Origin of the sequence: Kitasatospora sp. MMS16-BH015 (genome assembly GCF_002943525.1) — a bacterium.
Lineage (GTDB): Bacteria > Actinomycetota > Actinomycetes > Streptomycetales > Streptomycetaceae > Kitasatospora.
The window spans coordinates 8,411,817-8,424,545 of record NZ_CP025394.1 but is presented as its reverse complement, the minus strand read 5'-3'; the positions used below and the strand labels follow the sequence as shown (position 1 = coordinate 8,424,545).

The window sequence follows — 12,729 nt, the reverse complement described above, 5'->3', positions numbered from 1 at the left end:
CAGCTAAGGAACCGACCACGTGTCAGCACAGCCCCAGCCCGGCGCCACCGTCTCCAACCCGGTGATCCCCGGCTTCCACCCCGACCCCAGCGTCTGCCGCGTGGGCGACGACTACTACCTGGTCTGCTCCAGCTTCGAGTACTTCCCCGGCATCCCCGTCTTCCACAGCCGCGACCTGGTGCACTGGACACAGCTCGGCAACGCCCTGGAGCGGCCCAGCCAGCTGTGCCTGCCCCGCGAGATGCCGTCCTCCGGCGGCATCTTCGCTCCGACCCTGCGCCACCACGACGGCCGGTTCTGGCTGATCGTCACCAACGTCGGCGACGGCGGCAACCTGCTCTTCACCGCCACCGACCCGGCCGGCCCCTGGTCCGACCCGATCCGGCTGCCCGGCGTCCACGGCATCGACCCGGACCTCGCCTGGGACGAGGACGGCACCTGCTGGGTCACCGTCGCCGGCGTCTCCCAGGTCCGACTGGACCTGGCCACCGGCGAGACCCTCGGCGAGCCGCACCGGGTCTGGTCCGGCACCCCCGGCGCCCTGGCCCCCGAGGCCCCGCACCTGTACCGGATCGGCGACTACTGGTACCTGATGATCGCCGAGGGCGGCACCGAGCGCGGCCACGCCGTCTCCATCGCCCGCGGCCGCGCGCCCGACGGCCCGTTCGAACCCTGCCCGGCCAATCCGATCCTGACCCACCGCAGCACCCACCGCCCGATCCAGAACACCGGCCACGCCGACCTCGTCCAGGCCCCCGACGGCTCCTGGTGCCTGGTGCTCCTGGGCGTGCGGCCCGGCGGCGGCACCCCCGGCTGGCACGTGCTGGGCCGGGAGACCTTCCTCGCCCCCGTCGAGTGGGTGGACGGCTGGCCGGTGGTCGGCGAGGTCGCCCTCGAACTGCCCGCCCCCGCCTGGCCGCTGCACCCCGTCCCCGCCGAGCCCGCCCGGGACGAGTTCGACGACGCCGAGCTGCACCCGCGCTGGATCTCGGTCCGTGAACGCTCACAGAGCATGTGCACCACGAAGGAACGTTCCGGCTGGCTGACCCTGCGCGCCGCCGGCGCCTCCCCGGACGAGCCCGACGTGGTGTTCGTCGGCCACCGCCAGCAGCACCTCTCCTGCCGGGCCCGCACCCTGATCGACCCCACCGACGGCCGCGGCGGCCTGGCCGTCCGCCTGGACGAGGAGCACCACTACGAGATCGAGGCCGCAGACGGCGAGGTGAAGGTCTACGCCCGGATCGGCCCGCTGCGCACCGAGGTCGCCACCCGCGCGGTGCCCGCCGGAGCGGTCGTGCTCGGCGTCGAGATCGCTCCCGAGCCCCCGCGCGGCTCGCGGACCGGGCCGGACGTCCTCTCCTTCGGCATCGAGGAGCCCGACGGCACCTTCACCGTGCTCGCCGACCTCGCCGGCCGCTACCTGTCCACCGAGGTGGCCGGCGGCTTCACCGGCCGGGTCATCGGCATGTACGCCGCGGCCGGCACCGTCCACTTCGACCACTTCGACTACGAGCCGCTCCAACTTCCCTGACCACCCGCCAGGGATCTCCCGCTCAGTTCACCCCGAAGGGACACCCCGTGAACGACGCACAGCACACCGCCCGCCCCCGCAGCCCCCGCCCGCGCAGCCGCCGCCTCCACCGGACGGCCGGCCTCCTCGTGGCCCTGGCCACCACCGGCAGCCTCGCCTGCGGCACCGCCGTCGCCGCACCGTCCGGCCCGACCCCGGCTCGAGCCGTCGCCGTCCCGCAGAGCCCGATGGCCGCCGTGGCCGCGATGCAGCCCAGCTGGAACCTCGGCAACACCCTGGACGCCATCCCCGACGAGACCTCCTGGGGCAACCCGCTCACCACCAAGGCGACCTTCGACGGCCTCCGCGCCCAGGGCTTCCGCAGCGTCCGGATCCCCGTCACCTGGTACCCGCACCAATCCGCCACCGCCCCCTACACCATCGACGCGGCGTGGATGGCACGGGTCAAGCAGGTGGTCGACCTGGCCCTCACCGCCGGCCTCTACGTCGAGATCAACGTCCACCACGACTCCTGGCAGTGGATCGAGTACATGTCCACCGACCACGACACCATCATGGCCCGGTTCAACGCGACCTGGCAGCAGATCGCCACCGCCTTCAAGGACGAGCCGCGCGCACTCCTCATGGAGAGCATCAACGAACCGCAGTTCTCCAACGCGACCGACGCCCAGAAGACCCAGTACCTGCGCGAGCTCAACACCTCGTTCCAGGCCATCGTCCGGGCCAGCGGCGGGCGGAACAAGGACCGGCTGCTCGTGCTGCCCTCCGAGGAGACCAACAACGCCCAGCACTGGCTGGACGACCTGTCGACCACGATGAACTCGCTGAACGACCGCAACCTGGTCGCCACCGTGCACTACTACAGCTGGTACCCGTTCAGCGTGAACATCGCCAACGATCCGACCTACGACGCCACGGCGCAGGCCGACCTGCACGACGGCTTCGCCCGGGTGCACGACACCTTCGTCGCCAAGGGCATCCCCGTCTACCTCGGCGAGTACGGCCTGCTCACCTCGCCCTACTCCGGCGTGGTCGAGCGCGGCGAGATGCTGAAGTACTTCGAGCACGTCAACTACGAGGCCCGGGTCAACGGCCTGACCACCGCCGTCTGGGACGCCGCCAACGACTTCCTGAACCGGTCCACCATGCAGTGGATGGTCCCCGAGATGAAGGCCCTGATCCAGACCTCCTGGCGGACCCGCTCGGGCACCGCCTCCACCGACAACCTCTACCTGCCGGCCTCCGGCCCCCTCACGGCTCAGACCATCACCCTGAACCCCAACGGGCAGTGGTTCACCGGCCTCTGGCAGGGCGACCGCCCGCTGATCCCGTACCTCGACTACACCCTCGACGGCAACCGGCTCACCCTGACCGCGAGCGCCCTCACCCGGCTGGCCGGTGACCGCGCCACCGGGGTCAAGGCCACCCTCGAGGTCCGGTACTCCGACGGCGTCCCGTGGAAGCTCTTCGTGCGCTCCTACGCCCAGGCCGCGCTGTCCGACGCCACCGGCACCACCGACGGCTTGACCCTCCCGACCCGGTTCAACGGCGACCTGGTGGCCAACGTCCAGTCCACCTACACCGACGGCACCGCCGCCGGCCCGGCCTCCTGGACCACCTACCAGTCCTTCGACAACTACCGCGCCGACTACGCCGCCAACACCACCACCGTCAAGGCCGACTTCCTCAAGTCGCTCAAGGACGACGCCCCGGTGACGCTCACCTTCCGCTTCTGGAGCGGCGCCACCGTCACCTACCACCTGACCAAGTCGGGCACCACGGTCACCGGCACCGCCTCCTGACGGCCCGACGGAAGGGACACCCCTCGTGTACGCCTCACAGCAGCCCTCGCGCCGACGCACCCGCCGCCTCCGTCGGACCGCCGGCCTCCTGGCGGCGCTGGTCACCACCGGTGCGCTGACCGCCGTCCCCGCCTTCGCGGCGCCGGCCGCCCCGGACGCCGCCCAGCCCGCCGGCCTGTACGTTCCCGAGGATCCGATGGCCGCGGTCGCCGCGATGCAGCCCAGCTGGAACCTCGGCAACACCCTGGACGCCATCCCCGACGAGACCTCCTGGGGCAACCCGCTCACCACCAAGGCACTGTTCGACAAGATCCGGGCGGAGGGCTTCCGCAGCGTCCGCATCCCCGTCACCTGGTCCGGCCACCAGTCCGCCACCGCCCCCTACGCCATCGACCCGGTCTGGATGAAGCGGGTCAGGCAGGTGGTCGACCTGGCCCTGGCGGACGGCCTCTACGTGGAGATCAACGTCCACCACGACTCGTGGCAGTGGATCAACAAGATGTCCACCGACCACGACACCGTCCTGGCCCGGTTCGACGCGACCTGGCAGCAGATCGCCACCGCCTTCAAGGACGAGCCGCGCAAGCTGCTGATGGAGAGCATCAACGAGCCGCAGTTCGCCGACGCGACCGACGCGCAGAAGACCCAGTACCTGCGGGAGCTCAACACCTCGTTCCACACCATCGTCCGGGCCAGCGGCGGGGTGAACAAGGACCGGCTGCTCGTGCTGCCCTCCGAGGAGACCAACAACGCCCAGCACTGGCTGGACGACCTGTCGACGACCATGAGCTCGCTGCACGACCGCAACCTGGTGGCGACCGTGCACTACTACAGCTTCTGGCCGTTCAGCGTGAACGTCGCGAACGGCACGACCTACGACGCCAAGACCCAGGCGGACCTGACCGAAGGCTTCGCCCGGGTGCACGACACCTTCGTCGCCAAGGGCATCCCCGTCTACCTCGGCGAGTACGGCCTGCTCAGCGAACCGGGCTCCGGCATCGTCGAGCGCGGGGAGATGCTGAAGTACTACGAGCACGTCAACTACGTCGCCCGGGCCGACGGCATCACCACCGCGCTCTGGGACGACGCCAACTACCTGAACCGCGAGACCCTCCAGTGGCGTGACCCCGCCCTGATGGCCCTGATCAAGTCCTCCTGGCGGACCCGCTCGGGCACCGCCTCCACCGACAACCTCTTCCTGCCGAAGTCCGGCCCCGTCGCGGCGCAGACCGTCTCCCTCAACCTCAACGGACAGCGCTTCACCGGCCTGTGGCAGGGCGACCAACGCCTGCACCTCAACCGCGACTTCACCCTGAACGGCGACCAGCTGACCCTCACCGCCCAGGCCCTCACCCGGCTGGCCGGCGACCGGGCCTACGGGGTCGACGCGACCCTCCAGATCCGGTACTCCCACGGCGTCCCCTGGCAGCTCGACGTGCGCACCGCCGAGCAACCGGTGCTGTCCGACGCCACCGGCACCACCGACGGGCTCACCATCCCGACCCGGTTCAACGGCGACCTGCTGGCCAACGTCGAGTCCACCTACGCCGACGGCACCGCCGCCGGCCCGTACGGCTGGACCACCTACCAGGAGTTCAACAACTACGCCGCCGACTACGCCGCCAACACCACCACCGTCAAGACCGGCTTCCTCACCTCGCTGAAGGACGACGCCCCGGTCACCCTCACCTTCCGCTTCTGGAGCGGCGCCACCGTCACCTACCGCCTGACCAAATCCGGCACCACGGTCACCGGCACCGCCGCCTGATCCGTACCCGTCTCCGGGCCGGCCGCCGCTCCCCCGGCGGCCGGCCCGAACTGTCGTCCTTCGTCGTAGACGAACAGCGCCAGCCCCAGCGCGAGGAGGCCGACCAGGACCCACAGCATGCGAGCACCCACGGCCGCCGTCAGCAGGCCGCCGCCGGACGCGCCGACGAGAAAAGCGGCGATGACGGCGCCGAACTGGCCCGCTCGCCGGGCCGCTCCGCGATCGCGGTCGATGACGGCCTTGTAGGCGCTCTGGGTCGCGGTGCGCAGGTTCCCCGTCGTCATCGTGGTGTTGTACGCGGTGTCCACCAACCTGCGGAAGGTGGAGACCTGCACCGAGGCGGTGAAAGCGATGACGACGATGACGAGCGTGTCCGGAGTGTTGGCGGGCGCCGGCGCGACACCGGCGAGCACCGCGATCTCCAGCACGAGGGCCGCCCGGGCCGGCCGGCGAACGGCGGCGGCCACCCGCGGTCGCTTGAGGGACTCCGCGACGAACACGCCGACGACGAACGCGAGGATCGCCGGAAGCTGGCCAACGGCCTGTGCCCACTGCCCCCGCGCGGCCGCGATGCCCAGCAGGACGATGTTCCCGGTCTGCGCGTTGGCGAAGACCCCACCGTGGGCGACGAACGTGAAAGCGTCGAGCGCACCGCCTACCAGAGCCAGCAGTACGCCCAGCCGCAGGGACTGCGAGGTGGGGAGCGGCGGCTCCGCAGCATGGGCGCGCACCACACAGCCTCCTCGTGGAATCCCGGCGGCTTCTCCGCGCGGGCTGCTTTCCACCCTGGGCCACGGCAGCGTGAAGTACAATCTCGGAAATCTGCATAGGCATTAAGCTGAGGTAAACGGTGGAGGTGGCGTGATGCTGGATGTCCGGCGCATCCTGCTCTTCGCGGAGGTCGCCCGCCACGGCTCGGTGACCGCGGCCGCTCGCGCCCTCAACTACACCCCCTCAGCGGTGTCACAGCAGGTCAGCCGCCTGGAGGCGGAAGCCGGCCAACCTCTTCTGGAGCGCCACGCGCGCGGCGTGACCCTCACCGACGCGGGGCGCGTCCTGGCCGAGCGCGGGGAGCGGATCGCCCGCGAGCTGCGGGCCGCGGCCAGCGAACTCGCCGACCTTGCCGGACTGCGCACGGGCACGCTCCGAGTCGGCACCTTCCCCACGGCGGGCGCCTCGCTGCTCCCGTCCGCCGTCGTCGCCTTCCGCGAAGCACACCCCGACGTACGGCTGGCGGTGCGCAGCGCCCGCATCGCCGGGCTGTGGTCGATGCTCGAGAGCCGGGAGATCGAGCTGGCGCTCATGTGGGACTACGACTGGTGCCGCATCGACCGCGAGGACGCCGTCGTCACCCCGCTCCTCGACGACCCGCCCGCTCTCCTGGTCAGCGACCGCCATCCGCTCGCAGGCCGCGCCTCGGCCACTCTCGCGGAGGTCGCGGCCGACCCCTGGATCACCCGCGCCGAACAGCACCCGGTCGCCGAGGCCCTCGAGCGCAGCTGCCGCGCCGCCGGCTTCGACCCCCGGATCGCCTACGAGGCCCACGACTACCAGGAGGCCCAGGCCATGGTCGCCGCCGGCATCGGCGTCGCGCTCGCCCCGACCCTAGCCCTGGAGGCCGTCCGCCCCGGCGTCACCGTCCTGCCACTGCAACCGCCCGCGCCGGTCCGCCGCATCCTGCTGGTCCGCATGGCCGACCACGCCCTCACCCCAGCCGCCCAGGCCTTCGCCGCACTCCTGCGCGACCAACCGGCCGGCAGCACCCGCTGACCGCCTGGCTTGGGTGCGTTACATCGACTCGACGCGGTGACTGGGTCGGCGACCACTTCAACACCTGCAGCACGGCACCGGACCGGGCGGTCAGATCCGCTGAGCGGGGTCGTCCAGCCAGGCCTGCCAGCCGTCCGGGTTGACGGTGAGTCCGAGCCGGTCGGCGCCGGGCTCGCCCGCCTGGTGCCACCAGGTGAGGGCCTGCTCGAAGTCGTCCCACAGGCGGCGGCCTCCGTGCTGGCGGACGTGGTGCTCGTCTTCGCCGTCGCGGAAGGTCGCGGCAGCCCACGCGGGGACGGTGAGGGAGTAGAGCCACAGGGTGCGGGCGCCGTCCTCGTGCGGCTGGATCGCGTGGACGACGTCGCGAAGTCGCAAGCCGGCCGCGAGCGGGAACGGGGCGAACTTGTCGTGCGCGGGCAGCGTCGCGGTCGTGGTGGACTCTGCGAGGGTGCCGCCGTCGGCGGGGTTCTGCGGCCACGTCAGGCGCTGGGAGCGCATCTTCATGAACTCGACCGGCTGGAGGAACGGGCCGGACGCGGTGCCGTCACTGTGGACGGTAAGGCGGACCAGGGCGTCGGCATTGGAGTAGTGAGTGCCGAACGGCGCCAGGATCAGCCCGCCGGGGCGGGTCTGCTCGATCCACGCCTCCGGAATCCGGCGCAGTCCGTAGGTCACGATGATGCGGTCGTACGGGGCGCCGGGCGGGTATCCGGACGCGCCGTCGGCGCAGATGACGGTCGGGCGGTACCCGGCGGTGCGCAGGGCGGCGCGGGCCTGGGCGGAGACCTGCGGGTCGATCTCGACCGTGGTCACGTTCGCGTCGCCGAGCCGGTGGCTCAGCAGGGCGGCGTTCCAACCGGTGCCGGTGCCCTGCTCCAGCACCCGCATCCCCGGCTCGGCCTGGAGGTCGTCCAGCATGGAGGCGACCAGCGACGGCTGTGATGCCGAGCTGGTCGGCACGGTGCCGGGCTCGGCGCCCTGGTGCCCGCCGTCGTCCCACTGGGTGACGATCGGGATGTCCGCGGCGGCCGCCGCCAACCAGCCCCGCTCATCGGTGGTGCGGTCCAGGGACCGGCTCGTTCCGGTGGCCATGTCGTGCGCCCAGAGCAGGTCCGGGAGGAACAGCGAGCGCGGGACGGCGTCGAAGGCCGGCAGCCAGGCGTCGGCGACGGGGAAGGACCGCCCCGGCGCGGGGCGGCCCTCCTGCTCGGATGTGAGCGTCACTTGCGGTGTCCCCCGTCTCCGGGCGGGGTGGTGCCGTCAGGGGACGGCGGTGTGGGCGGCGGCGTCCACGGAGTGCCGGGGTGCCCGTCGCCCCCGCTCCCGCCGTCGCCGCCCGATCCGCCGCCGTCCACTGCCTTGATGTCCATGCCGAGCTCCTTGTCGTCGCTATGGTGCCCTCCCGAAACCCGGGAGGAGTAGAGGGCTGCGCCCACCCGACGGGGCGGCCGCAGCAGCCTGGGCTCGCCCGCCGGGACCGGGTGCCCGGTCCGTCACGGCGGGTGACGGTTCGAGGGTAGGGAGAGTGCGGCCGGGACCTCAACGAGGTTGCGCCTTCTTGCGCGAAGTCACCCGAGAGTGGCTATCGCCGCGGTGATCAGGTGACGGGCCTCGGCGCCGTGGACGGCCATGGCGGCCAGGTCGGTGAAGGTGCGGACGTAGTCGGCGATCTCGCGCGGCTGGGTGATCCGCAGGTAGCCGGAGGTCAGCTCGACGGCCACTTCGGTCTCGTCGAACAGGTAGAAGTCCTCGACCGGCAGGTGCGGGCGGTCGGGCCCGGTGGGGATGACGCCGACGCTGACGAACGGGCTGGCCGAGACGGCAAGCAGGTGGCCGAGCTGAGCGGCCATCGTCTCCGGGTCGCACACGGCAGCGCGCAGCACCCACTCCTCGATGAGCAGGCCGAAGCGGTGCCGACCGGAGAAGATCATCCGCTGGCGTTCCAGGCGGGCCTCGACGGCGTCGGCGACGTCGTCGATCTCGACGCGGGCGCGCTGGACCGAGCGCAGCACGGCGGTGGTGTACTCGGGGGTCTGCACCATGCCGGGCATGACGCGGCTGGCGTAGACGCGGAAGTGGTGGGTGCGGCGGTAGAGGGCGGCGACGGATTCCTGGGCGGCGCGCAGGCCGCTGCGCTCCATGCGGCGCCACTCGGTGTACGTGGAGTCGACGGCGCGGGCGGCGGCGACGAGGTCGGGGACCTGGTCGTCGGCGCCGCAGGCGGTGCACCAGGCGCGCAGGTCGTCCTCGGAGGGGGCGGACTTGCCGCTCTGGATCCGGGAGGTCTTCGCGGGGTGCCACCCGCAGCGGGCGGACAGCTCGTCGCCGGTGAGGCCCGCGTCCTTGCGCAAGGCCACCAGGCGGTTGGCGAGCGCCTTTCGGGCCTCGATGACGCTGGACGACGGGGACGACGACATGGTGCTGGCTGCCCTGGCGGGTGGTGGTGGACGGTGTTGGTCAGACGGCGTACCGGGCGTGCGGGACGGCCCGTTCCCAGACCGCCTCGAAGGCGCCGGTCACCATCTTCACCAAGGCCGGTTCCTCGGTGGTCTCGTGGCCGGCCCATTCACCGTCACCGGTGAACCAGTGAAAGAGGACCAGCCGGTCGTCAACCAGCCACAGGTCGTTGCCCGGCAGCGCGAGGTCCGATGCCTTCGAGCGGGGCAGCCAGCGGACCTGCTCGCCGAGGGCGACGTTGTGCCGCTCGGTGATCGCGTGCTCCCACCGGATGTAGGCGGTCACCGGCTCCGAGACGATCCGAGCGCGCCGCATCACCACGCCGCGGCCGACCGTCTCCCGCACCAGCGCGGCCCAGGAGGTGTACTCCTGCGGCAGGTCGTACGCCTCGGGCCGGTCCACCGGAAGGCCGGCGCGCCAGTCGGCGAAGACGGGGTCGTCCATGTAGGAGTCGCGCATCTCCAGGTGACAGGAGGAGCGCTCAGCGCTCCTCAGCAGGGCGCCAAAGTCCGGCACGCTCGGCTTCATCGCACACCTTCCGCAGAAACGGGATCATCCGGACCGGGATCCGCACAACGCCCTCGTGGTCCGGGACGCCGACGGGGTGGCCCTCCACCCACTCGGTCTCGCTGATCACGCGGTACATCTCCATCTCGGGCAGCCAGCCCTGGATGACGATCTCCGCCTTCTCGTCCTCCAGCCACACGGTCGGCGACCCACCGTTGGGCGTATCCGGATCGATGCCGCTGAACCGTAGTGCCATGACCGCTCCTCGTGCCAAGCCGGTTGCGGATCCTTGCGCCTCCACGATTCCGCTCGGCTGAGTCACCGTCAAGAGCGCACGGGCGCCGCCAGGCGACACTCGCCCCTGGAACGGCTGTTCGCAGCTTCTGCTAGGCGGACCGCACGGGCCCGGTGCTGCCGCGCAGGGAGACCGGCGGGGCCAGCAGGATGTTGCGGAGCGGGGTGGCCGGGTCCGCGATGCGTTCGAGCAGCAGGTCCATGGCCTGGGTGCCGATGTCCTGGGCCGGGACGTCTGCGGCGGTCAGCGGGGGGCGGAACTCCTCGGCCCAGGTGCGGCCGACCACGCCGGTGATGGAGAAGTCCCTGGGCACGGTGAGCCCGGCCTCCTCCAGGCCGCGCTGGATGCCGGGCAGGGCGGCCTCGTTGATCGTCGCGATCGCCGTCACGTCGGGGTGGTCGCGCAGGAGCCGGGTGGCGCACTCCAGCCCGGCGGCCGCGTCGTCCCCGCAGGCGAGGTCGATGCCCTGGATGCCGCGCTGGGCGAGGGCCGCGGTGAACCCGTCCCGGGCTCGGTGGCCGGGCCCGTAGCCGGCGGCGACCAGCTCGGCCGAGCGGTTGACCAGGGCGATGCTGGTGTGGCCCAGGTCGGCGAGGTGGTGCACGCACTGGTTGATCACGGTGGCGTAGTCGACGTCGATCCAGCACATCTCGTGGGCACGGGCCGTGTGCCCGATGCCGACGAACGGTAGCTTGGCGTTCTGCAGCCTGCGGACCCGGGAGTCCTCCAGGCGGATCTCCATCAGGATCACCCCGTCGACCCGCCCGCCGGAGAGGAGTCGCTCGAACGACCGGTCGTGGTCGCCCCCGGAGGGGGAGAGCAGGACGTCCAGGTCGGCCCGGGCCGCGGCCTCGACCACGCTGGCCACGAAACCCAGCTGCATGTGGGTCAGCCGGGTGCTGGCGGGCGGGATCACCAGGCCGACGGTCCGGGTCCGGCCCTCCTTGAGGGCGCGCGCGGCGGCGTTGGGCCGGTAGTCGAGCTCGTCGATGACGTCCTGGATGCGCTTGCGGGTGGCGTCCGAGACCGCGCGCTTGCCGCTGAGCGCGTAGGAGACGGTGCTCCGCGAGACGCCTGCGCGGCTGGCGATCTCCCCGATGTTCATCCGAGTCCTCATGTGCCGTAGTCGAACCGATTCGGTAGACGGTAGTGCGCTTCTCGAATCGCCGCAAGCCGCCCGGCAAGTACCACCTCTGAGAAACCGAGAATCAGCCTTCCATGGCTACGAGATGAAGTTCACCGGATCTCTTGACGCCCCCAGGTGCCGGTCCTATGTTCCTGTCGAACCGATTCGCGCAATCGATTCGAAACAGGTCCGTAACGAAGGGTTCGGTGCCCATGAACAGCCCCACCGGCCGGCGGCTCGCCGCCGCCTCGCTCGCCGCCGCCGTCCTCGCCGCCGCCGGCACCGCGTGCTCCTCCACGGCGGGCACCTCCGCCGCCGACGGAAGCGCCCCCAGCGGGACGTACACCGTCTGGGACCCGTACCCGCAGTTCGACGGCGCCTCGGCCTGGGCCAAGCTGCTGGACGCCTGCGGCGCGCAGGCCGGTGTGCAGGTCAAGCGGACCGCCTTCGACACCAGCGACCTGACCAACAAGGAGCTCCTCGCCGCGCAGCAGGGCAACTCCCCGGACGTGCTGATCGTCGACAATCCGGTGGTCTCCACCCTCGCCCAGGCCGGTGTGCTGATCTCGACCAAGGAGAGCAAGGTCGACACCTCGGCGGTGTCGCCCAACCTGCTCGCGGCCGGCCAGAGCGGCGGCGAGACCTTCGGCACCCCGATCGGCGCCAACACGCTGGCCCTCTACTACAACAAGGCGGTCCTGAAGGCCGCCGGGGTCGACGTCGCCTCGGTCAAGGACTGGGCCTCGCTGACCGCGGCGCTGACGAAGGTCAAGGCCGCGGGCAAGAAGGGCATCACCTTCTCCGGGATCGGCACCGAGGAGGGGAGCTTCCAGTTCCTCCCGTGGTTCTGGGGCTCCGGCGCGCAGCTCACCCACCTGGACTCCGCCCAGGCCGCCTCCGCGCTGTCGCTGTGGACCGGCTGGGTCAAGCAGGGCCTGGCCCCCGACTCGGTCATCAACAACACCCAGACCACCAGCTGGCAGGAGTTCGCCACCGGCGAGTTCGCCTTCGCCGAGAACGGCACCTGGCAGCTGGCCAACGCGAAGAAGGCCGGCTTCGAGTACGGGGTCATCCCCGTGCCCGGCCTGACCGGCGGCACCGCCCCGGCCCCGACCGGCGGCGAGTTCGTCACCGTCCCGGTCCAGCAGAAGACGGCCCGCTACGAGGTCTCCGACAAGCTGGTGTCCTGCCTGACCAGCGCGGACAACTCCCTCGCCACCGACACCACGCTCTCCTACATCGCCCCCACCCCGGCGGTCCAGGACAAGCAGGCCGCCGCCGACCCCGGCCTGCAGCCGTGGATCGACGCGGTCAAGGCCGCCAAGGGCCGCACCAGCGACGACCTGGGCACCAAGTACCCCAAGATCTCCGAGCAGTTGTGGACCTCGGTGCAGGCCGCGCTGACCGGCGCCAAATCGCCGCAGTCCGCACTCTCCGCAGCGCAGTCGGCCGCCGCCAAGTAGCACCACCAGC

The 12,729-nt window shown here is 71.5% G+C and carries 12 protein-coding genes; 5 read left to right on the top strand and 7 right to left on the bottom strand.

Features of this window, described 5'->3' with window-relative positions:
- Positions 1-19: 19 nt before the first annotated feature.
- The 3 genes from CFP65_RS36285 to CFP65_RS36275 are packed head-to-tail and all read left to right on the top strand — an operon-like array spanning position 20 to position 5,101.
- On the top strand, positions 20-1,531 hold the full coding sequence (locus CFP65_RS36285; protein WP_104820162.1) for a glycoside hydrolase family 43 protein: 1,512 nt from the start codon (positions 20-22) through the stop codon (positions 1,529-1,531).
- A 47-nt stretch (positions 1,532-1,578) separates the two neighbouring features.
- A complete protein-coding gene (locus CFP65_RS36280; RefSeq protein ID WP_104820161.1) occupies positions 1,579-3,333 on the top strand; it encodes a cellulase family glycosylhydrolase in 1,755 nt (584 codons plus the stop codon).
- Between the two features lie 25 nt (positions 3,334-3,358).
- Positions 3,359-5,101 (top strand): cellulase family glycosylhydrolase, encoded by a 1,743-nt coding sequence (locus CFP65_RS36275; protein ID WP_254552748.1) that lies wholly within the window; start codon positions 3,359-3,361, stop codon positions 5,099-5,101.
- Here CFP65_RS36275 and CFP65_RS36270 read toward each other — a convergent pair.
- Complete coding sequence (locus tag CFP65_RS36270; protein ID WP_217368224.1) at positions 5,053-5,835, bottom strand: YoaK family protein; 783 nt, start codon at positions 5,833-5,835, stop codon at positions 5,053-5,055. The two genes, CFP65_RS36275 and CFP65_RS36270, sit on opposite strands and share 49 nt — an antisense overlap.
- Positions 5,836-5,965: 130 nt before the next feature.
- Between CFP65_RS36270 and CFP65_RS36265 the strand changes: the two genes are divergently transcribed.
- Positions 5,966-6,871, top strand: a complete 906-nt coding sequence (locus CFP65_RS36265; protein ID WP_104820159.1) for a LysR family transcriptional regulator — start codon at positions 5,966-5,968, stop codon at positions 6,869-6,871.
- A 90-nt stretch (positions 6,872-6,961) separates the two neighbouring features.
- On the opposite strand, the gene CFP65_RS36260 is transcribed toward CFP65_RS36265, so the two are convergent.
- The 6 genes from CFP65_RS36260 to CFP65_RS36240 form a co-directional block, all read right to left on the bottom strand.
- Positions 6,962-8,095 (bottom strand): methyltransferase domain-containing protein, encoded by a 1,134-nt coding sequence (locus CFP65_RS36260; RefSeq protein ID WP_254552747.1) that lies wholly within the window; start codon positions 8,093-8,095, stop codon positions 6,962-6,964.
- Positions 8,092-8,241 carry a hypothetical protein gene (locus tag CFP65_RS39905; RefSeq protein ID WP_168219650.1) on the bottom strand — a complete coding sequence of 50 codons (150 nt, stop codon included), beginning with the start codon at positions 8,239-8,241 and terminating at the stop codon, positions 8,092-8,094. Before CFP65_RS39905 ends, CFP65_RS36260 begins: the two co-directional genes overlap by 4 nt.
- A 198-nt stretch (positions 8,242-8,439) precedes the next feature.
- Positions 8,440-9,288 carry a helix-turn-helix transcriptional regulator gene (locus CFP65_RS36255; RefSeq protein ID WP_104820158.1) on the bottom strand — a complete coding sequence of 283 codons (849 nt, stop codon included), beginning with the start codon at positions 9,286-9,288 and terminating at the stop codon, positions 8,440-8,442.
- Between the two features lie 40 nt (positions 9,289-9,328).
- Positions 9,329-9,856 carry a DUF6879 family protein gene (locus CFP65_RS36250; RefSeq protein ID WP_104820157.1) on the bottom strand — a complete coding sequence of 176 codons (528 nt, stop codon included), beginning with the start codon at positions 9,854-9,856 and terminating at the stop codon, positions 9,329-9,331.
- Positions 9,810-10,091, bottom strand: a complete 282-nt coding sequence (locus CFP65_RS36245; RefSeq protein WP_104820156.1) for a hypothetical protein — start codon at positions 10,089-10,091, stop codon at positions 9,810-9,812. The genes CFP65_RS36250 and CFP65_RS36245 overlap by 47 nt, the downstream gene beginning before the upstream one ends.
- A gap of 130 nt (positions 10,092-10,221) precedes the next feature.
- The gene (locus tag CFP65_RS36240) at positions 10,222-11,235 is read right to left on the bottom strand and encodes a LacI family DNA-binding transcriptional regulator (RefSeq protein WP_104820155.1); all 1,014 of its coding nucleotides are present in this window, start codon (positions 11,233-11,235) and stop codon (positions 10,222-10,224) included.
- 233 nt (positions 11,236-11,468) lie between these two features.
- On the opposite strand from CFP65_RS36240, the gene CFP65_RS36235 reads away from it, so the two are divergent.
- Positions 11,469-12,719 (top strand): extracellular solute-binding protein, encoded by a 1,251-nt coding sequence (locus CFP65_RS36235; protein ID WP_104820154.1) that lies wholly within the window; start codon positions 11,469-11,471, stop codon positions 12,717-12,719.
- Positions 12,720-12,729: the final 10 nt, after the last annotated feature.

Bases quoted from the DNA above. Each gene is read 5' to 3' on its own strand.
- CFP65_RS36240 (WP_104820155.1), bottom strand. From the start codon at position 11,235: ATGAACATCGGGGAGATCGCCAGCCGCGCAGGCGTCTCGCGGAGCACC.
- CFP65_RS39905 (WP_168219650.1), bottom strand. From the start codon at position 8,241: ATGGACATCAAGGCAGTGGACGGCGGCGGATCGGGCGGCGACGGCGGG.
- CFP65_RS36250 (WP_104820157.1), bottom strand. From the start codon at position 9,856: ATGAAGCCGAGCGTGCCGGACTTTGGCGCCCTGCTGAGGAGCGCTGAG.
- CFP65_RS36255 (WP_104820158.1), bottom strand. From the start codon at position 9,288: ATGTCGTCGTCCCCGTCGTCCAGCGTCATCGAGGCCCGAAAGGCGCTC.
- CFP65_RS36245 (WP_104820156.1), bottom strand. From the start codon at position 10,091: ATGGCACTACGGTTCAGCGGCATCGATCCGGATACGCCCAACGGTGGG.
- CFP65_RS36265 (WP_104820159.1), top strand. From the start codon at position 5,966: ATGCTGGATGTCCGGCGCATCCTGCTCTTCGCGGAGGTCGCCCGCCAC.
- CFP65_RS36235 (WP_104820154.1), top strand. From the start codon at position 11,469: ATGAACAGCCCCACCGGCCGGCGGCTCGCCGCCGCCTCGCTCGCCGCC.